A 20,032-nucleotide genomic window follows, 5' to 3' on the forward strand; every position below is an offset into this window, starting at 1 on the left:
CCATGGCTCAACTTTATTTTTATTACTCTGCGATGAATGCCGGCAAGTCCACCGCGCTGCTACAGTCTTCATATAACTATCAAGAACGTGGTATGCGCACGCTGGTGTTCACTGCGGAGATCGATCACCGCTTTGGCGTAGGTAAGGTCAGCTCGCGCATCGGTTTATCCTCGCAGGCCCAGCTCTATAACAACGACTCGATGCTGTACGCCATGATTCAGCAAGAGCATCAACAGCAGCCGGTGCATTGTGTACTGCTGGATGAAAGCCAGTTCCTGACCAAGGCGCAGGTTGAGCAATTGTGCGATGTGGTGGACCAACTGGACATTCCCGTATTGTGCTACGGCCTGCGTACCGATTTTCTCGGTGAGCTGTTTACCGGCAGCCAATATTTGCTGGCCTGGGCCGATAAGCTGGTGGAATTGAAAACCATCTGTCACTGTGGGCGCAAAGCCAATATGGTGTTGCGGTTGGATGAAAACGGCCAGGCGATGCACGCCGGTGAGCAGGTGGTGATTGGCGGTAACGAGAGCTATGTCTCCGTCTGCCGCAAGCATTATAAAGAGGCGATTCACTCCCAGGAGTAGGGGAGAAAACGCCGCCAAAGCCCGCTGAGGCGTTTTGGCGGCGTGAGTCGAAATGCAGCGCCTCCGGCGCAATAAAAAACCCGCCGTTTGGCGGGTTTTTTTATCGGTTCACGAAACCGTTATTTCTTGGGCTTCTTTACCGCGGCTTTGGCTGCAGCCGGAGCTGCCGCTTCCTCTTCGACTGCTTCGCTGAATTCGCGGCCGTAGAAGGTATCCAGCATGATTTGCTTCAGTTCGGCAATCAGCGGATAGCGCGGGTTGGCGCCGGTGCATTGGTCGTCGAACGCGTCTTCCGACAGCTTGTCGACTTTCGCCAGGAAGTCCGCCTCCTGCACACCCGCCTCACGGATGGAGGTTGGGATGCCCAGCTCGGTTTTCAGCTCGTCCAGCCAGGCCAGCAGTTTCTCAATCTTCTGCGCGGTGCGGTCGCCCGGTGCGCTCAGGCCGAGGTGGTCGGCGATTTCAGCGTAGCGGCGGCGCGCCTGAGGGCGGTCGTACTGGCTGAAGGCCGTCTGCTTGGTCGGGTTGTCGTTCGCGTTGTAGCGAATGACGTTGGAAATCAGCATCGCGTTGGCCAGGCCGTGCGGAATGTGGAACTCCGAACCCAGTTTGTGCGCCATGGAGTGACAAACCCCGAGGAAGGCGTTGGCGAAAGCGATACCGGCGATGGTGGCGGCGTTGTGCACGCGTTCACGGGCAACCGGGTTTTTCGCGCCTTCTTTGTAGCTGGCCGGCAGATACTCTTTCAACAGTTTCAGCGCCTGTAGCGCCTGGCCGTCGGAGTATTCGTTCGCCAGCACCGAGACGTAGGCTTCCAGCGCGTGGGTCACCGCATCCAGGCCACCGAAGGCGCACAGGGATTTCGGCATGTTCATCACCAGGTTGGCGTCGACAATCGCCATGTCCGGGGTCAGCGCATAGTCGGCCAGCGGGTATTTCTGCCCGGTGGCGTCGTCGGTCACGACCGCGAACGGCGTGACTTCCGAACCGGTGCCTGAGGTTGTGGTGATGGCGATCATTTTCGCTTTCACGCCCATTTTCGGGAATTTGTAGATACGCTTGCGGATGTCCATGAAGCGCAGCGCCAGATCCTCGAAGTGGGTTTCAGGATGTTCGTACAGCACCCACATGATTTTCGCGGCGTCCATCGGCGAACCGCCGCCCAGCGCGATGATGACGTCCGGTTTGAAGGAGTTCATCTGCTCGGCGCCTTTGCGCACGATGCTCAGCGTCGGATCGGCTTCCACTTCGAAGAACACTTCGGTTTCGATGCCGTGAGACTTCAGAACCTTGGTGATCTGGTCAGCATAGCCGTTGTTGAACAGGAAACGGTCGGTCACGATGAAGGCGCGTTTCGCCCCGTCGGTCGCCACTTCTTCCAGCGCGATAGGCAGCGAGCCACGGCGGAAGTAGATCGATTTCGGAAGTTTGTGCCACAACATGTTTTCTGCTCGCTTCGCTACAGTTTTCTTGTTGATCAGGTGTTTAGGTCCGACGTTTTCAGAGATGGAGTTGCCACCCCAGGAACCGCAACCCAGCGTCAGCGAAGGCGCGAGTTTGAAGTTGTACAGGTCGCCGATACCGCCCTGAGAAGCCGGGGTGTTGATCAGGATGCGAGCCGTTTTCATTTTATCGCCGAAGTAGGCGATGCGAGCCGTTTGGTTATCCTGGTCGGTATACAGGCAGGAGGTGTGGCCGATACCGCCCATGGCGACCAGTTTTTCGGCTTTGGCGACCGCGTCTTCGAAGTCTTTGGCACGGTACATCGCCAGGGTAGGCGACAGTTTTTCATGTGCGAAAGGTTCGGACTCGTCGACCAGCTTCACTTCACCGATCAGCACTTTGGTGTTGGCCGGCACTTTGATGCCTGCCATTTCGGCGATTTTCGGTGCGGATTGCCCGACGATGGCCGCATTCAGACCGCCGTTTTTCAGGATGATGTCCTGCACCGCTTTCAGTTCTTTACCCTGCAGCAGATAGCCGCCGTGGGAAGCGAAGCGTTCGCGTACCGCATCATAGATAGCGTCAACGACGATGACCGACTGTTCGGAAGCGCAGATAACGCCGCTGTCGAAGGTTTTGGACATCAGGATAGAGGCGACCACGCGCTTAATGTCTGCGGTTTCGTCTACCACGACCGGCGTATTACCGGCGCCGACGCCGATGGCGGGTTTGCCGGAGCTGTAGGCGGCTTTCACCATGCCCGGGCCACCGGTGGCCAGGATCAGGTTGATGTCAGGGTGGTGCATCAGCTGGTTGGACAGCTCGACGGTAGGTTGGTCGATCCAACCGATGATGTCTTTCGGCGCGCCGGCGGCGATAGCGGCTTGCAGCACGATATCGGCGGCTTTATTGGTGGCATTCTTCGCACGCGGGTGCGGCGAGAAGATGATGCCGTTGCGGGTTTTCAGGCTGATCAGCGCTTTGAAGATCGCGGTAGAAGTTGGGTTGGTGGTAGGAACGATACCGCAAATCAGGCCGATAGGTTCGGCGATGGTGATGGTACCGAAAGTGTCATCTTCAGACAGGATGCCACAGGTTTTTTCATCTTTATAGGCGTTGTAGATGTACTCGGAAGCGAAGTGGTTTTTGATCACTTTGTCTTCGACGATACCCATTCCGGATTCTTCCACGGCCATTTTGGCCAACGGGATACGGGCATCAGCAGCGGCGAGGGCGGCAGCGCGGAAGATTTTATCCACTTGCTCTTGAGTGAAGTTGGCATATTCGCGCTGGGCTTTTTTGACACGTGCGACAAGCTCGTTCAGTTCAGCGACATTCGTTACAGCCATAATGCTCTCCTGATAATGTTAAACTCTTTCAGTAAATAAGCCGTGCGAGCCACTAGTATAGTCATAACGGGAATAGACGGTGATTCGAATACCGGGGGGTTCCCGCGTTATTTCTTCGCATGCTGCTGATTTGCTTAAAGAGCTTTACCCTGCGCCAACCGGAGGGGCAGGCAGTGAAGAGAACGGAACCGGCTGGATTGCCACCGACTTTGTTCTACTCCCTGACTACGACTAAGAGCTTACCCACTGTTGGGTAGTTGATTTGTGATCTAAATCATGAAAAGTGCAAGCTGACACCTTTCAGCTTGACAGTGTTGAGAGTGGTTATCAATAACTGTGATCGATGACTCTTTTTTCAACATAAAAAATCAAAAGGCCATACATCACTTTAACAAAGGGCATTTGTTTTGTTGCCTAACTTGCTGGTAGTCAAAAATGCTGCTCTGGCCGGATGGATTACCCGCGGCAATTCCATTACATTAGCGCGCATAGGCAGCACACCTTTTTATAGCACTTAACGCGGAGCCATCTGTGGGCCAATCTCTGTTGGATCTTTCCGGCTTTATCAAGTTCTTTGTCGGTCTGTTTGCGCTGGTCAACCCGGTGGGCATCTTGCCGGTGTTTATCAGCATGACCAGCTACCAGGCGGAAGCAGGGCGCAATAAAACCAACCTGACCGCTAACCTGTCGGTCGCCATTATTCTGTGGACATCGCTGTTCCTGGGCGAAGGGATCTTGCGGATGTTCGGCATCTCCATCGATTCGTTCCGCATCGCCGGCGGTATTCTGGTGGTGACCATCGCCATGTCGATGATCAGCGGCAAGCTGGGAGAAGACAAACAGAACAAACAGGAAAAATCGGAGAGCGCGATCCGCGAGAGCATCGGCGTGGTGCCGTTAGCGCTGCCGCTGATGGCGGGGCCGGGGGCGATCAGTTCCACCATCGTGTGGAGTTCCCGTTATCACAACTGGCAAAGCCTGCTCGGCTTTACGGTCGCGATCGCCTTGTTCGCCTTTTGCTGTTGGTTGTTGTTCCGCGCCGCGCCGCTGTTGGTGCGTTTGCTTGGGCAGACCGGCATCAACGTGATCACCCGTATCATGGGTCTGTTGCTGATGGCGCTCGGGATCGAGTTTATCGTTACCGGCATTAAGGCGATATTCCCCGGCCTGTTGTAATACCCTTTGTTTAGCCGCGCACCTTTCGCCTTGGCGCGGCTAAAATTAATTTTAAAGTTTAAATTATTTATTGGTTCGCATTATTATAGTGCACAGGATGAATAAAATTTATGCGGTTGCACTCTTATGTTGCATAAATCTCATGTTGCTGTGCAAAAAAAACGCTAAGCGTTATTTCAGACACTTTTCTTCCCCCATTTCCGCGCGTTTTGCCCCCGTTCAACGGTAAAGCTGTTGTTAAATTAATCACATCATTCTGTGGGGCTTGTCTCACTTTCATCCAGGTGTTATTAGTGATTAACCGACCATAGGCAGGTGTTTGTTCTTTGAATGTCCGGATTGTTAACTGAATGTTTCTTTGTGCGGTAATGAGATTGCGTTGATGGTTTCAAATGAAATGATTTCGTCTTTTTTTTCTTTAAAATCATGGCGATGATTTTGTTTCTCCGCGTCCTCGATCTTGGGGGCCGGATCGGGCTTCGTGCGATAAAAGAGAATTGCTTAACATTTTCGTAAAATTTATTGGCTATGGAATTTGGCTTCTGCTAATTTCCGAGCAACTTTCCCGTGGTCAATTAACTGAAATGCGCCATAAAAACGGGAATGATTTTTGCTGGTATCCGTTTATTTAGAATTCTTATAAACACTTCACAAACTTCGATAAGCGATGCTTGTCGGTGAAAAGGAGCCTCGATTATGCAGCAAACCCTGAAGCGCACTTCTTTGACCTTGTTGATTAGCGGCGCGCTGAGCGTCGGCGCCATAAATAGCAGTTTGGCGGCGGAAGTGCCGGCCGGCGTTCAGTTGGCGCAGCAGCAGAATATTGTGATCAACAACGGCAGCGAAGTGGCTTCATTGGATCCGCATAAGGTCGAGGGCGTACCGGAAAGCAATATCATTCTTAACCTGCTGGAAGGGCTGGTGAGCACCGACGCCAACGGGCATGTTGTGCCGGCGGCGGCGGCGAGCTGGGAAAACCAGAATTATCAGCAATGGACCTTCCACCTGCGCCCCGGCGCGGTGTGGAGCGACGGCAGCCCGGTGACCGCGCAAGACTTCGTCTACAGCTGGCAGCGCCTGGCCGATCCGAAAATCGCCTCGCCCTATGCCAGCTACCTGCAATACACCAAAGTCGACAATATCGACGATATCCTGACCGGTAAGAAGCCTCCACAGGCCCTCGGCGTCAAGGCGCTGGACGACCAGACGCTGCAGGTGACGCTGAGCGAACCGGTGCCGTATTTCATCAGCATGCTGAGCCACACGTCGCTCAAACCGGTGAAGCGCGCGGTAGTGGAGAAATTCGGCGACAAATGGACGCTGCCCGCCAACTATGTCGGCAACGGCGCTTACCGTCTGAAAGAGTGGGTGGTGAACGAGCGCATTGTGCTGGAGCGCAGCCTGAGCTACTGGAACAACAAGCAGACGGTGATCAATCAGGCGACCTTCCTGCCGATCGCTTCCGAAGTCAGCGACGTCAACCGCTTCCGCAGCGGCGAGATCGACATCACCAACAGCGCCATTCCGCCGTACCTGTACGTCAAAATGAAGCGCGAAGTGCCCGAGCAACTGCACGTTAACCCTTATCTGTGCACTTTCTATTACGAACTCAATAACCAGCGGGCGCCCTTCACCGATCCGCGGGTGCGTGCGGCGGTGAAGATGACGCTGGATCGCGACATCATCGCCAACAAGATCATGGGCCAGGGGCAGATCCCGGCCTACAGTTTCACGCCAACCTTCACCGAAGGCGCCAACTTCACGCAGCCCGCCTGGGCCGGCTGGAGCCAGGAACAGCGCAACGCCGAAGCCAAGAAACTGCTGGCGGAAGCGGGTTACAGCGACGCCAAGCCGCTGAAATTCTCGCTGCTGTACAACACCTCCGATCAAAACAAACAGCAGGCGATCGCCGCCGCGTCGATGTGGAAAAAGAATCTCGGCGCCGACGTCACGCTGCGCAATCAGGAGTGGAAGACCTCGCTGGAAAGCCGCCATCAGGGGCAATACGACGTGGCGCGCGCCACCTGGTGCGGGGATTACAACGAACCGAGCGCGTTCCTGAACCTGGTGCTGTCCAACAGCAGCATCAATACCGTGTTTTATAAGAGCCCGGCGTTCGACGCCATCATGGCCGCCACCCTGAAGGCGCCGGATGAGGCCGCGCGCGCCGCGCTCTATCAGCAGGCAGAAGCGCAGCTGGACAAAGACTCCGCGTTGATCCCGGTGTATTACCGCGTCAGCGCGCGGTTGATTAAGCCGACGGTAGGCGGGTTCACCGGCAAAGATCCGCTGGACTATACCGACGTTAAGAATCTGTACATTATCAAGCAGTAAAAGGGGTATTCCTCACGCCGAGGCGCTGGGGAATATAGGGAAGGCCGGCCGCCGCATTCGTTCCGCGGCGGCGGGAAAACAGAGTCCGCTTACGGGCAACGCAGGTTCCACGAAGAGCCTGTGATAATAAAAACTGGAGTCGATAAGTATGACCAACATCACGAAGAAAACCCTCATTGCCGCCGGCGTCATCGCTGCGCTCGGCATCACAGCAACCACCGGCGCTTTCGCCGCCGACGTTCCTGCGGGGGTGCAGCTGGCGGATAAGCAAGAAATCGTCAAAAACAACGGTTCCGAAGTGCAGTCGCTGGATCCGCATAAAATCGAGGGCGTGCCGGAAAACAACGTGACCCGCGATCTGATGGAAGGCCTGGCGAACAACAGCCCGGACGGTTCCATCGTGCCGGGCGTCGCGGAAAGCTGGGATAACAAGGATTTCAAAGTCTGGACCTTCCACCTGCGCAAAGACGCCAAATGGTCCAACGGCAAGCCGGTGACGGCGCAAGATTTCGTCTACAGCTGGCAGCGCGTAGTGGATCCGAAAACCGCGTCGCCTTACGCCAGCTACCTGCAGTACGCCCATGTGGAAAACGTCGATGACATCATCGCCGGTAAAAAAGACAAATCGACGCTGGGCGTGAAGGCCATCGACGACCACACTTTCCAGGTGACCCTGAGCGAGCCGGTGCCTTATCTGGTTGAAATGACCCCGCACTACGCCATGAAGCCGGTTTATAAAGAGGCGGTGGAGAAATTCGGCGAGAAGTGGACGCTGCCGGCCAACTACGTCAGCAACGGCGCCTACAAACTGAAAGACTGGATTGTCAACGAACGCATCGTACTGGAACGCAACCCGGAATATTGGGATAACGCCAAAACCATCATCAATAAAGTGACGTTCCTGCCTATTTCGTCGGAAGTGACCGACGTTAACCGCTACCGCACCGGCGAAATCGACATGACTTATAACAACATGCCGATCGAACTGTTCCAGAAGCTGAAGAAAGAGATCCCGAAAGAGGTGCACGTCGATCCTTATCTGTGCACCTATTACTACGAAATCAACAACCAGAAGGCGCCGTTCACCGATGCGCGCGTGCGTGAAGCGCTGAAGCTGGGTATGGATCGCGACATCATCGTCAACAAGGTGAAAAACCAGGGCGATCTGCCGGCCTACAGCTTTACGCCGCCATACACCGACGGCGCCAAGCTGACCGCGCCGGAGTGGTTCGGCTGGACGCAGGAAAAACGCAACGAAGTGGCGAAGAAACTGCTGGCGGAAGCCGGCTACGGCCCGGGTAAACCGCTGACCTTCTCCCTGTTGTACAACACATCAGACCTGCACAAGAAGCTGGCGATCGCCGCCGCCTCCATCTGGAAGAAAAATCTGGGCGTGGACGTGAAGCTGGTGAACCAGGAGTGGAAAACCTTCCTGGATACCCGTCATCAGGGCACCTATGACGTGGCGCGCGCCGGCTGGTGCGCCGACTACAACGAACCGAGTTCGTTCCTGAACATGATGCTGTCCGACAGCAGCAGTAACACCCCGCACTACAAAAGCGCCGAGTTCGATAAGCTGATGGCCAACGTGTTGACCGCGAAGAGCAAAGACGAGCGCGCCGATCTGTATCAGAAAGCGGAAGTTCAGCTGGATAAAGATTCCGCCATTGTTCCGCTGTATTACTACGTGAACGCCCGTCTGGTGAAACCTTACGTCGGTGGCTACACCGGCAAAGACCCGCTTGATAACGTGTACGACAAAAACCTGTACATCATCAAGCATTGATACGGTAAGCGCCGGCGGCCTGGCCGCCGGCCCATGTTGAGAATAATAAGCCGTCATCAGGCTGTCGCACAGGGTTAGGGCAATGCTTAAATTTATACTTCGTCGCTTGTTGGAAGCGATCCCGACACTATTTATCCTTATCACCATCTCATTCTTCATGATGCGCCTGGCGCCCGGCAGTCCATTTACCGGGGAACGCGCATTGCCGCCGGAAGTCATGGCGAATATCGAAGCCAAATATCATTTGAACGACCCGATCTGGAAACAGTACGGTCATTATCTGGCGCAGCTTGCGCAGGGAGACTTCGGCCCGTCCTTTAAATACAAGGATTATTCGGTCAACGATTTGGTGGCCAGTTCTTTCCCGGTCTCCGCCAAGCTCGGCCTGGCCGCGTTTCTGCTGGCGGTGGTGCTGGGCGTGAGCGCCGGTGTGATCGCCGCGCTGAACCAGAACACCAAATGGGACTATACGGTGATGGGGTTCGCCATGACCGGGGTGGTGATACCCAGTTTCGTGGTGGCGCCGCTGTTGGTGCTGATCTTCGCCATCACGTTGAAATGGCTGCCGGGCGGCGGCTGGAACGGCGGTGCGCCTAAGTTCATCATCTTGCCGATGGTGGCGTTGTCGCTGGCCTATATCGCCAGCATCGCCCGTATCACGCGCGGCTCGATGATTGAAGTGCTGCACTCCAACTTCATCCGCACCGCGCGCGCCAAAGGCTTGCCGATGCGTCGCATCATTTTCCGCCACGCGCTGAAGCCGGCGCTGTTGCCGGTGCTGTCCTACATGGGCCCGGCGTTCGTCGGGATCATCACCGGTTCAATGGTGATCGAAACCATCTATGGTCTGCCGGGGATCGGCCAGCTGTTCGTTAACGGCGCGCTGAACCGCGACTACTCCCTGGTGTTGAGCCTGACCATTCTGGTGGGCGCTCTGACCATTCTGTTCAACGCGATCGTCGATGTGCTGTATGCGGTCATCGATCCGAAAATCCGTTATTAATCTGGAGCACGCGAATGATGTTGACTAAAAAGAACAGCGAAGCTCTGGAACACTTCAGCGAGAAGCTGGAAGTGGAAGGGCGCAGCCTGTGGCAAGACGCGCGTCGGCGTTTTATGCACAACCGCGCGGCGGTCAGCAGCCTGTTCATACTGGCGCTGATCACTCTGTTTGTGGTGCTGGCGCCTATGCTGTCGCAATTCGCCTACGACGATACCGATTGGGCGATGATGTCAGCCGCACCCAGCGTTGAATCGGGGCACTATTTCGGCACCGACTCCTCCGGGCGCGATCTGCTGGTGCGCGTGGCGATCGGCGGGCGCATCTCGCTGATGGTCGGCGTGGCGGCGGCGCTGGTGGCGGTGATCGTCGGCACCCTGTACGGCGCGATGTCCGGCTATCTGGGCGGCAAGATCGACTCGGTGATGATGCGCCTGCTGGAGATCCTCAACTCCTTCCCGTTCATGTTCTTCGTGATCCTGCTGGTGACCTTCTTCGGCCAGAATATCCTGCTGATCTTCGTGGCGATCGGCATGGTATCGTGGTTGGACATGGCGCGTATCGTGCGCGGCCAAACCCTCGGTCTGAAGCGCAAGGAGTTCATCGAAGCGGCGCTGGTGTGCGGCGTTTCCACGCGCAACATCGTGCTGCGGCATATCGTGCCTAACGTGCTCGGCGTGGTGGTGGTGTATGCCTCGTTGCTGGTGCCGAGCATGATCCTGTTCGAATCCTTCCTCAGCTTCCTGGGGCTGGGTACGCAGGAGCCGCTGAGCAGCTGGGGCGCATTGCTCAGCGACGGCGCCAACTCAATGGAAGTTTCACCGTGGTTGCTGCTGTTCCCGGCGGGTTTCCTGGTTGTCACTCTGTTCTGTTTCAACTTCATCGGCGATGGCCTGCGTGACGCCCTCGACCCGAAAGATCGTTAAGGAGTGCCACCATGAGCACCATTGAACATCCTGAGATGCAAACCGCCGTCGGCGTTAAAGCGTCGCCGCTGCTGGACGTGAAAGACCTGCGCGTCACGTTTTCCACCCCGGACGGCGACGTGACGGCGGTGAACGATCTGAACTTCGATCTGCGCGCCGGTGAAACGCTGGGCATCGTCGGCGAATCCGGCTCCGGTAAATCGCAGACCGCGTTCGCCCTGATGGGGTTGCTGGCCAGCAATGGCCGCATCGGCGGCTCGGCCAAATTCAACGGCCGCGAAATCCTCAACCTGCCGGAAAACCAGCTCAACAAGCTGCGGGCCGAAGAGATCTCGATGATCTTCCAGGACCCGATGACCTCGCTCAACCCGTATATGCGCGTTGGCGAACAGCTGATGGAAGTGCTGATGCTGCATAAGAAAATGAGCAAAAGCGAAGCCTTTGAAGAGTCGGTACGCATGCTCGACGCGGTGAAAATGCCGGAAGCGCGCAAGCGCATGCGCATGTATCCACATGAGTTTTCCGGCGGCATGCGCCAGCGCGTGATGATCGCCATGGCGCTGCTGTGCCGGCCGAAGCTGCTGATCGCCGACGAGCCGACCACCGCGCTGGACGTGACCGTTCAGGCGCAGATCATGACGCTGCTCAACGAGCTCAAGCGCGAGTTCAACACTGCCATCATCATGATCACCCACGATCTGGGCGTGGTGGCCGGCATCTGCAACAAGGTGCTGGTGATGTACGCCGGCCGCACCATGGAATACGGCAGCGCGCGCGAGGTGTTCTACCAGCCGAGCCACCCGTACTCCATCGGGTTGTTGAACGCGGTGCCGCGCCTCGACGCCGAAGGTGAAGCGTTGCTGACCATTCCCGGCAACCCGCCGAACCTGCTGCGGCTGCCGAAAGGTTGCCCGTTCCAGCCGCGCTGCCCGTACGCCATGGAACAGTGCGCGAGCGCTCCGCCATTGGAGCAATTTGGGGAAGGGCGCCTGCGCGCCTGCTTTAAACCGGTGGAGGCGTTGGTATGACAGCGGTAACCGACAAGAAAGTGCTGCTCGAAGTGGCCGATCTGAAAGTGCACTTCGACATTCATGACGACAAGCAGTGGTTCTGGCAGCCGCCGAAAACCCTAAAGGCGGTCGATGGCGTTACGCTGCGGCTGTTCGAGGGGGAAACCCTGGGCGTGGTCGGCGAATCCGGCTGCGGCAAATCCACCTTCGCGCGCGCCATCATCGGTCTGGTGAAGGCCACCAGCGGGCGCGTCGCCTGGCTGGGTAAAGATCTGCTGGGCATGAACGACGCCGATTGGCGCAAAACCCGCAGCGATATCCAGATGATCTTCCAGGATCCGCTGGCTTCGCTCAACCCGCGCATGACCATCGGCGAAATCATCGCCGAGCCGCTGCGCACTTACTACCCGAAAATGCCGCGTCAGGAAGTGAAGGACAAGGTCAAGGCGATGATGCTGAAGGTCGGCCTGCTGCCTAACCTGATCAACCGTTATCCGCACGAGTTCTCCGGCGGCCAATGCCAGCGCATCGGCATCGCGCGCGCGTTGATCCTCGAACCGAAGCTGGTGATCTGCGACGAGCCGGTTTCCGCGTTGGACGTGTCGATTCAGGCGCAGGTGGTAAACCTGTTGCAGCAGCTGCAGCGCGAAATGGGGCTGTCATTGATCTTTATCGCCCACGATTTGGCGGTGGTGAAGCACATTTCCGATCGCGTGCTGGTGATGTACCTGGGTCATGCGGTGGAGCTGGGCACCTATGACGAGGTGTACCACAATCCGCAGCACCCTTACACCAAGGCGCTGATGTCGGCGGTGCCTATTCCGGATCCGGACAAGGAGAAGGAAAAGCAGATCCAGCTGTTGGAAGGGGAGCTGCCTTCGCCGATCAACCCGCCGTCCGGCTGCGTGTTCCGCACCCGCTGTCCGATCGCCGGGCCGGAGTGCGCCAAGACGCGTCCGCTGCTGGAGGGCAGTTTCCGTCATGCGGTTTCATGCCTGAAGGTCGATCCGCTGTAATGCGCCGCTAGCCGGCAACAAAAAGCCCCGCTGAGTCAGCGGGGCTTTTTTTATCCGAAATATGAGCGGCGAATCACTCTTTCCACAGAATGTGGCACAGCTTGTGGTCTTTCTCGCGGCAGATCAGCACGCGGGCGAACACGTCGTTAATCGGCTCGCCGTCGCTGTCCGCCAGACCGATCACCACTTCGGCGAAGAAGTCCGGATTCAGGTCGTAATCCACGTGCTCGCTCCAGTCTTCGGAGGGGTCGTACAGTTCTGCGCCGCCGCGCTCTTCAAACTGCAGATTGAACAGCAGAATATCCGCCGGATCCAGATTGTCGCCGGCCAATTCGAGGAAGATGTCGTAGGCCTGTTCCAGCGTTTCGTCTTCGGTAAGGCGGTTATTCAAATCCATAAAAAAATCCTGATAACAAATGATTTGGCGCTATTAAAGCACGCTCGCCGCGGCTTTTACAGCAACGGGCTGAAAAAGTAGAACAGGCGCTCGACCAGCCGATGCCAGAACGGCCGCTTCAACCACTCTTTGGCGTTCAGCAGCTTGGAGCGGGCGATGTAATCTTCCTGCACGCAGGCCAGATCGCTGCCGAAGCCGTCGTCATCGATCACCAGGGTGATCTCGAAGTTGAGCCACAGGCTGCGCATATCCAGATTGACGGTGCCGACCAGGCTGAGCTGGCCGTCGACCAGCACGCTCTTGGTGTGCAGCAGGCCGCCTTCGAACTGATAGATTTTCACGCCGGCTTCCAGCAGCTCGGAGAAGAACGCCCGGCTGGCCCAGCGCACCATCATCGAATCGTTGTCGCGCGGCACGATGATGCTGACCTCAACGCCGCGCAGAGCGGCGGTGCAGATGGCGTGCAGCAGATCGTCGCTCGGCACGAAGTACGGCGTGGTCATGATCAGCTGCTCGCGCGCGGAATAGACCGCGGTCAGCAGCGCCTGGTGGATCATCTCCTCGGGGAAGCCGGGACCGGAGGCGATCACCTGAATGGTGTGGCCGCTTTCCTGCTCGAACGGCATGATGTTGACGTCCGGCGGCGGCGGCAGAATGCGCTTGCCGGTTTCAATCTCCCAGTCGCAGGCATAGACGATGCCCATGGTGGTGGCCACCGGGCCTTCCATGCGCGCCATCAGATCGATCCATTGACCGACGCCCGCATCCTGTTTGAAATAGCGCGGATCGACCATGTTCATGCTGCCGGTATAGGCGATGTAGTTGTCGATCAGCACCACCTTGCGGTGCTGGCGCAGATCCATGCGGCGCAGGAATACGCGCAGCAGGTTGACCTTCAGCGCTTCGACCACTTCGATGCCGGCGTTGCGCATCATCGCCGGGTAGGGGCTGCGGAAAAATGGCAGACTGCCGGCGGAGTCCAGCATCAGGCGGCAGTGTACGCCGCGCCGCGCGGCGGCCATCAGCGATTCGGCCACTTGATCGACCAGGCCGCCGGGCTGCCAGATATAGAACACCATTTCGATGTTGTGGCGCGCCAGCTCGATGTCGCGGATCAGCGCTTTCAACGTGTCGTCGGTAGTGGTGAGCAGCTGCAGCTGGTTGCCCTTGACGCCGTCGATGCCCTGGCGGCGGTTGCACAGCTGGAACAGCGGTTCGGCGACTTCACTGTATTCGGTGGCGAAGATGCGGCGGCTCTCTTTCAATTCCTTCAGCCAGCGCGCGGTCGACGGCCACATGGCCTTGGCGCGCTCGGCACGGCGCTTGCCCAGATGCAGTTCGCCGAACGATAAATAGGCGACGATGCCGAACAGCGGCAGAATATAGATAACCAGCAGCCAGGCCATGGCAGAGGGAACCGCACGGCGTTTCATCAAAATGCGCATCGTCACGCCGGCGATCAGCAGCCAGTAGCCGAACACCATGAGCCAACTGATTACGGTATAAAATGTTGTCATAAAGGCGAAAAATCCCGTTCGCAAACCACCAATGATGAGTGTACGCACAGATCGGGCAAGGCGAAACCTTTTATCGGCGCTTATGTTACATAAATATGATGAAGTTAAGGCACTTGCCGAAATTGAAAGGGCGGCTTTTGCCCGCGTGGCGTCCGCTGTGCCGCCGATAACGGCGGCTTGGATCGCGGGCGGAAAGGGCTATAATGCCCGCGGTTGGCATTAGACGAACGAGTGACGGAATTATGAGACGCAGTAGAAATGAAGTGGGCCGCTGGCGCATGTTGCGGCAGAGCCAACGTCGGCGGCATCGCTGGTTGGAACGCCAGTCGTGCAGCAATCGCCATATTATCCGGGTGCGGCGCCGCCTGGACGATCAGCATCGGCGCGCGCTGCTGTTTGCGGTATCCTGCGAGTGGTAAAACGAAAACAGTCCCTTAAGGGACTGTTTTGTTATGGCGTCTGAGTTATTTGCCCAAATAGGCGTTGAGCATCCAGACCTGTTTTTCCTGCTCTTTGATGTAATCGCTCATCAACGACGCGGTGCCTTCGTCGCCGGCGTCTGCCGCCACCGTCAGCAGCTCACGCTGCTGTTGCAGCAAGATTGAATACCCTTCCAACAGGCCGCGCAGCGTGCCCTTATCATCGGTCACGTTGGTGTGTTCCTTGATGTCGGCGGTTTTCAGATAATCGCTGAAAGCGTGACGCGGCTGCGAGCCCAACGTCAGAATACGTTCCGCCAGCTCATCTACCTTGGTCAGCAGATCGTTATATGTCTCTTCGAATTTCGCGTGCAGTTCAAAGAACTGCGGGCCGGTAATGTTCCAATGATAGCCGCGCACGTTCATATACAGCACCTGATAATTCGCCAACAGCGCATTGAGCGCTTCGGCGAGTTTTGCCGATTGTTTACTGTCAAGGCCGATATGGGTTTTCGCTGCTTTCTTTGCCGTTGCCATAATAATCTTCTCCTGATTATTTGTTCCGATAGTAGACAGAATCAATTTCCATAGCTGTTACAGTAACCGGATTTATCGCAGGGTTAAATACGATAACAGGCATTATTGCCATCGCTCAAACCGATGACGATAAATCCGTCGAGCAAATTGCCGAATCAGTTTACGCAGGTTCCGCAGGCGAAAAAAGCCGCTTTTCTCGGTTACTTGCCCAGCGCCAGTTTTACCACACCTGCGCCCAGCGCCATTAACAGCGCGGCGGCGATCAGTACCGAAATAAAGGCGCGATCAAAGGCCAGACGCGCCAGCTGCGTCAACTGCTGCGCGCGATCGGCCGCCATTACGGCCGCCAGGCGCAACGCTTCGTCGATGCTGTCGTAGGCTAAATCGCTGACCGGCAGCTCCGCCGGCAGCGCCAGAGTGTGGCTGTAAACCGCCGTCATCAGCCCGCCGAGCAATGTCACGCCCAGCACGCCGCCCAGCTCGTAGGAGACGTCTTCGATGGACGCCGCCATGCCGGATTTCTCCTCCGGTGCGTTCAGCATGATGGCGGTGGAAGCGGCGGTGATCACGCCGCCGAGGCCAAAGCCCACCAACGCCAGGCTCACCAGCTGCGGCGCTATGCCGCTCTGAGACAGCAGGGCAAGGGCGGCAATGCCGAAGGTGGTCAGGGCGAAACCGCCGAGGATGATGCTGCGTTCGCCGTAGCGCGGCAACAGTAAACCGGCCATCGGCCCCGCCAGCGCCGAGGCCAGCGGGATCGGCAAGATGAACAGCGCCGCCTGCAGCGGACTGAGGCCGAGCACCAGTTGCAAACGTTGGCTGAGCACCAGCTCGACGCCGATCAGCGCCACCATCGACAGCAATGCCACGCCGATGCCGCCGGCGAACAGCCGGTTGCGGAACAGAGAGAAATCGATCATCGGGTGGGCGCTGCGTTGCTGACGACGCACGAACAGCACCAGGAACAACACGCCGATCGCAGCCGCCGCGAGCAAGGCGCTGACGTCAGGCGCCGGCTTGCTCAATTCTTTCAGCGCATAGATAGCGCCGACCAGACCTATCATGATCTGTATCGAGCCGACGATGTCGGCGGGGCGCGGGTTATCGCCGCCGCAGCGCGGGATCAGTTTCCATGCCAACGGCCAGACCAGCAACACCACCGGCACATTGATCAGGAACACCGAGCCCCACCAGAAATACTCCAACAGCAGGCCGCCGACCACCGGGCCGATGGCCGCGCCGCCGGAGGCCACCGACGCCCAGATGCCGATCGCCAGCGCGCGTTCGCGTTCGTCGGTAAAGACGTGGCGTACGATGGACAGCGTGGCGGGCATCATCATTGCCGCGCCAACGGCGAGGAATACCCGCGCGGCGATCAACCACTCGGCGGTAGGCGAGAAAGCGGCGCACAGCGACGCGACGGCAAACACCGGCAGCCCGGCGAGAAACAGCCGTTTATGGCCGATGCGATCGCTCAGCATGCCGGCGCCAGGCAACAGACCGGCCACCACCAACGGGTAGGCGTTGACGATCCAGAGTTTTTGCGAGGCGCTGGCGTCCAGCGCCTGGGTTAAACGCGGCAGAGCGGTATATAACACCGTCATATCGATGACGATCAGGAACAGGGCGCTGGCGACCATCGTCAGGATCAACCAGCGGTTCTTGGCGTACATAAGTCATAATCCAGTTAAAGTGGGCGGCGCGAAGGCGCCGCCATTCGGGTAACCCTCCGGCGATGCCGGGTGATATACTGGTGATAATATATATCCATACGTTCGTATTGAAAAGAAGGGTTTCTTAATGGGACGTCAACGCAGCATCGATCGCGACAAGGTTTTGGACACCGCCGAAGAGATCGTCGCCACTCAGGGGGCCGCCGGTTTGACCATCGACGCCGTCGCCAAAGCGATGGGAATCTCCAAGGGCGGGGTGCAGTACTGTTTCGGCAGCAAAGACGCCCTGATTGACGCCATGTTCGATCGCTGGGGCAGTGCCTACGAGACGCTGTTCGCCGCTATCGCCGGTGACGATCCTTCACCGCAGACCGGCGTGCGGGCGCATATGCTGGCGACGCAAAGCTCGGATCAGACCGCCAGCGCCAAGGCCGCCGGGCTGATGGCGACGCTGATTCAAACGCCGGAGCATCTGGTGAGCACGCGCGAATGGTATCGCAGCCGCATCGCCGGTTTGGATTTGACGACGGAGGAAGGCAAGCGCGCGCGCCTGGCGTTTCTCGCCACCGAAGGCGCCTTTATGCTGCGTTACTTTGGTTTGATGGATATCGATCAGGCGGAATGGGAAACGATGTTCACCGATATGCAGGCGTTGATTTTAACTGAGGGTGCCTATCGCACTGATAGCTAGTAAAGCCCGCAGTGAAAGGCGTATGTTTATCGCACAAGATATTCCCTCGAAGAACTTTTTAGCCAGCCACTCCGTGCTGGCTTTTTTTTTGTTTGCAGGCAAGCGTCCCAGCGGGGCCCCCTGAAGGCAGGGGGCGGGGGAAATTATTTACGGGCGTCCAACAGCGACTGGGCGTTCTCTGCGGTAACGACGGTCCACGGAATGTAGTAATGCTTCTGCGTGCCGCCTTCCCATTTCAGATCCTTGGCGTATTGTTTCCAGATCTCCGACTGCGGTTGATAGCTTTCCCCTTTCACGGCGCGCAGCGCGACGTCGATGGAACCCTGCATCTGGCCTTTGGCATCTTGCAGAATAGAGACCATTTCACCGGCCTGCACCGCATGAATCGCGTCGGAAACGCCGTCAACGCCGGCAATCGCGAAGTCCTTCACATTCAGGCCGGCGCCTTTGATCGCCTCGATAGCGCCCAGCGCCATCTCGTCGTTTTGGCCAATCACGCCGTTGATTTTGCCCCGGTGTTTCTGCAGCCAGTTTTCCATCAGCGGCTGCGCTTCCGCGCGTGACCAGTTGGCCGTTTTACGTTCAAGTACGGTGACCTGGCCGACGCCGCACTCGGCAATCGCTTTATCATTGCCCTTGCCGCGCTGGATCTCGCCGCTGCCGCCTTTCGGGCCTTCGATAATCACCACGTTCACCTTTCGGTTCTTGCAGTCGAGTTTGTCCAGGACGGCTTTGGCTTCCAGGTATCCCCCCAACTCGTCATTAGACACTACTTCAGACGTCATCGCGTCCGTGTTCAGGCGCGCGTTGGTGACCACCACCGGAATTTTGGCTTCGTTGGCATTAGTGACGATATCGATATTGGCCTCAAAATCCATCGGGTTGACGATAATGGCATCGGCGCGCGTCTGGATAGCGGTGGCGGCCTGATCGTTTTGCACCGAGGCATCATAACGCCCATCATAGAAGGTCAGCACGGCTTCGCCGCTTTTCACCGCCGGGTGCTCCTTGCCGAACCTTTCCATCAATTGCACGAACTCGGCTTTGTTGCCGTACATCAATACCGCGATTTTTACCGGGGCGGCCTGAACTGCCGACAGGCTACCGAGCATCATGGCAGAGGCAAACAACGCTATCTTGGTCTTATTCATGGTTTTCTCCTGGTAGAGTTGGGTCTGATGTTATTAATCGCGCTGTTGCTTACGCGATGGGTCGAGCAATACGGCAAGAACGATCAATGCGCCTTTGATAATTTGTTGGTAGTACGATTGCACGCCGAGCAGATCGAGGCCGTTATTCATCACCCCGATAATCAGCACGCCGAAGAAGGTGCCGACCAGCGTACCGACGCCGCCGGCCATGCTGGTGCCACCGATCACCACCGCTGCGATGGCGTCCAGCTCATACCCTGCGCCGGCGTTGGTCTGCGCCGAACCGGTGCGTGCGGTGAGGATCAGGCCGGCGATGCCGGCCAGCGCGCCGCACAGCGTATACACCAGTATTTTGATGCGCGTGACGTTAATCCCCGAGGTGCGCGCGCTTTTTGGGTTGCCGCCGACGGCGTAGATGTAGCGCCCGAAGAGGGTTTTATTCAGCACCAGCCAGGCGAGGGCGAACAGCACGATGAAGATGATGACCGGCACCGGAACGCCGCCGACATAACCATTGCCCAACCAGCGGAAATCGCTGTTCAATTGCGAAACCGGATTGCCGTTGGTGGTCAACATGGTTAAACCGCGCGCCGCAGAGAGCATGCCCATGGTGACGATAAAGGGTTGCAGCCGGTAGCGAGCCAACACGGTGCCGTTCACCAGGCCGCAGACGATCCCGATGCCCAGCGCCACGATCAGCGGCGCCATGACGGCGGTCGCGGTGTCGCCGATAGCCAATCCGCTGTTGTTGGTGGCGAAGCGGGCGGCGACGATCCCGCTTAGCGCCAGCACCGAGCCCACGGAGAGATCGACGCCGGCCGTAATGATGACGAAGGTCATGCCGATCGCCAGAATGCCGTTGATCGAGACCTGGCGCAGGACGATCAGGGTGTTTTCATTGCTGAGAAAATAATTGCTGCTCCAGGCCCCCTGGGCGACCTGATATTCGCCAATCAGCGCCACGATCAGGCACAGCGCGAAGAAGGCGATGATAATGCCGTATTTGTGCATACGGCGCTT

Annotated in this window: 17 protein-coding genes; 10 read left to right on the forward strand and 7 right to left on the reverse strand. The window is 57.5% G+C overall.

The genetic code is table 11. The features are described 5' to 3' along the window. Positions 1 to 2 precede the first annotated feature (2 nt). On the forward strand, positions 3 to 587 hold the full coding sequence (locus ACJ8OK_RS04355) for a thymidine kinase (protein ID WP_154870282.1): 585 nt from the start codon (positions 3 to 5) through the stop codon (positions 585 to 587). Positions 588 to 706: 119 nt separating this feature from the next. Here ACJ8OK_RS04355 and adhE read toward each other — a convergent pair whose 3' ends face one another. Next, positions 707 to 3,379 (reverse strand): bifunctional acetaldehyde-CoA/alcohol dehydrogenase, encoded by a 2,673-nt coding sequence (gene adhE, locus ACJ8OK_RS04360; RefSeq protein ID WP_033632874.1) that lies wholly within the window; start codon positions 3,377 to 3,379, stop codon positions 707 to 709. A 531-nt stretch (positions 3,380 to 3,910) separates the two neighbouring features. Here adhE and ACJ8OK_RS04365 point away from each other — a divergent pair. The 7 genes from ACJ8OK_RS04365 to oppF all read left to right on the forward strand — a co-directional run bounded on the left by ACJ8OK_RS04365 (position 3,911) and on the right by oppF (position 12,627). Continuing rightward, positions 3,911 to 4,555, forward strand: a complete 645-nt coding sequence (locus ACJ8OK_RS04365; RefSeq protein ID WP_015378089.1) for a YchE family NAAT transporter — start codon at positions 3,911 to 3,913, stop codon at positions 4,553 to 4,555. 696 nt (positions 4,556 to 5,251) lie between these two features. Continuing rightward, on the forward strand, positions 5,252 to 6,889 hold the full coding sequence (locus ACJ8OK_RS04370) for an ABC transporter substrate-binding protein (RefSeq protein ID WP_060559747.1): 1,638 nt from the start codon (positions 5,252 to 5,254) through the stop codon (positions 6,887 to 6,889). Positions 6,890 to 7,037: 148 nt separating this feature from the next. After that, positions 7,038 to 8,675 (forward strand): oligopeptide ABC transporter substrate-binding protein OppA, encoded by a 1,638-nt coding sequence (gene oppA, locus ACJ8OK_RS04375; protein WP_033632876.1) that lies wholly within the window; start codon positions 7,038 to 7,040, stop codon positions 8,673 to 8,675. Positions 8,676 to 8,757: 82 nt separating this feature from the next. Then, a complete protein-coding gene (gene oppB / locus ACJ8OK_RS04380) occupies positions 8,758 to 9,678 on the forward strand; it encodes an oligopeptide ABC transporter permease OppB (protein ID WP_004932150.1) in 921 nt (306 codons plus the stop codon). 14 nt (positions 9,679 to 9,692) lie between these two features. Next, positions 9,693 to 10,601, forward strand: coding sequence for an oligopeptide ABC transporter permease OppC (oppC, locus tag ACJ8OK_RS04385; protein ID WP_004932149.1), 909 nt, complete (start codon positions 9,693 to 9,695; stop codon positions 10,599 to 10,601). A gap of 11 nt (positions 10,602 to 10,612) precedes the next feature. Next, positions 10,613 to 11,629 carry an ABC transporter ATP-binding protein gene (locus tag ACJ8OK_RS04390; protein WP_015378086.1) on the forward strand — a complete coding sequence of 339 codons (1,017 nt, stop codon included), beginning with the start codon at positions 10,613 to 10,615 and terminating at the stop codon, positions 11,627 to 11,629. Beyond that, complete coding sequence (gene oppF / locus ACJ8OK_RS04395; RefSeq protein WP_004932143.1) at positions 11,626 to 12,627, forward strand: murein tripeptide/oligopeptide ABC transporter ATP binding protein OppF; 1,002 nt, start codon at positions 11,626 to 11,628, stop codon at positions 12,625 to 12,627. The genes ACJ8OK_RS04390 and oppF overlap by 4 nt, the downstream gene beginning before the upstream one ends. A gap of 73 nt (positions 12,628 to 12,700) precedes the next feature. On the opposite strand, the gene ACJ8OK_RS04400 is transcribed toward oppF, so the two are convergent. After that, entirely contained in the window at positions 12,701 to 13,024 is a 324-nt protein-coding gene (locus tag ACJ8OK_RS04400) for an HI1450 family dsDNA-mimic protein (RefSeq protein WP_004932139.1), read from the reverse strand. Between the two features lie 56 nt (positions 13,025 to 13,080). Beyond that, the gene (gene cls / locus ACJ8OK_RS04405; protein WP_004932137.1) at positions 13,081 to 14,541 is read right to left on the reverse strand and encodes a cardiolipin synthase; all 1,461 of its coding nucleotides are present in this window, start codon (positions 14,539 to 14,541) and stop codon (positions 13,081 to 13,083) included. Positions 14,542 to 14,783: 242 nt separating this feature from the next. Here cls and ACJ8OK_RS04410 point away from each other — a divergent pair, with 242 nt between their 5' ends. Further along, entirely contained in the window at positions 14,784 to 14,960 is a 177-nt protein-coding gene (locus tag ACJ8OK_RS04410) for a YciY family protein (protein ID WP_025159792.1), read from the forward strand. Positions 14,961 to 15,005: 45 nt separating this feature from the next. Here the strand turns inward: ACJ8OK_RS04410 and ACJ8OK_RS04415 are convergent, their stop codons facing one another. Together ACJ8OK_RS04415 and smfY are read right to left on the reverse strand one after the other, a co-directional pair. After that, complete coding sequence (locus ACJ8OK_RS04415) at positions 15,006 to 15,497, reverse strand: Dps family protein (RefSeq protein ID WP_004932132.1); 492 nt, start codon at positions 15,495 to 15,497, stop codon at positions 15,006 to 15,008. A gap of 200 nt (positions 15,498 to 15,697) precedes the next feature. Next, on the reverse strand, positions 15,698 to 17,170 hold the full coding sequence (smfY, locus tag ACJ8OK_RS04420) for a multidrug efflux MFS transporter SmfY (RefSeq protein WP_260952777.1): 1,473 nt from the start codon (positions 17,168 to 17,170) through the stop codon (positions 15,698 to 15,700). Positions 17,171 to 17,297: 127 nt separating this feature from the next. On the opposite strand from smfY, the gene ACJ8OK_RS04425 reads away from it, so the two are divergent. Beyond that, positions 17,298 to 17,861, forward strand: coding sequence for a TetR/AcrR family transcriptional regulator (locus ACJ8OK_RS04425; RefSeq protein ID WP_033632878.1), 564 nt, complete (start codon positions 17,298 to 17,300; stop codon positions 17,859 to 17,861). Between the two features lie 143 nt (positions 17,862 to 18,004). On the opposite strand, the gene ACJ8OK_RS04430 is transcribed toward ACJ8OK_RS04425, so the two are convergent. Next, positions 18,005 to 19,012: a substrate-binding domain-containing protein gene (locus tag ACJ8OK_RS04430; RefSeq protein WP_033632879.1), complete on the reverse strand. Its 1,008-nt coding sequence runs from the start codon at positions 19,010 to 19,012 to the stop codon at positions 18,005 to 18,007. 33 nt (positions 19,013 to 19,045) lie between these two features. Further along, the gene (locus ACJ8OK_RS04435) at positions 19,046 to 20,023 is read right to left on the reverse strand and encodes an ABC transporter permease (protein ID WP_016927501.1); all 978 of its coding nucleotides are present in this window, start codon (positions 20,021 to 20,023) and stop codon (positions 19,046 to 19,048) included. Between the last annotated feature and the right edge of the window lie 9 nt (positions 20,024 to 20,032).

The sequence above is a fragment of the Serratia sp. CY71090 genome (genome assembly GCF_052166845.1).
In the GTDB taxonomy this organism is placed as follows: Bacteria; Pseudomonadota; Gammaproteobacteria; order Enterobacterales; family Enterobacteriaceae; genus Serratia; species Serratia nematodiphila.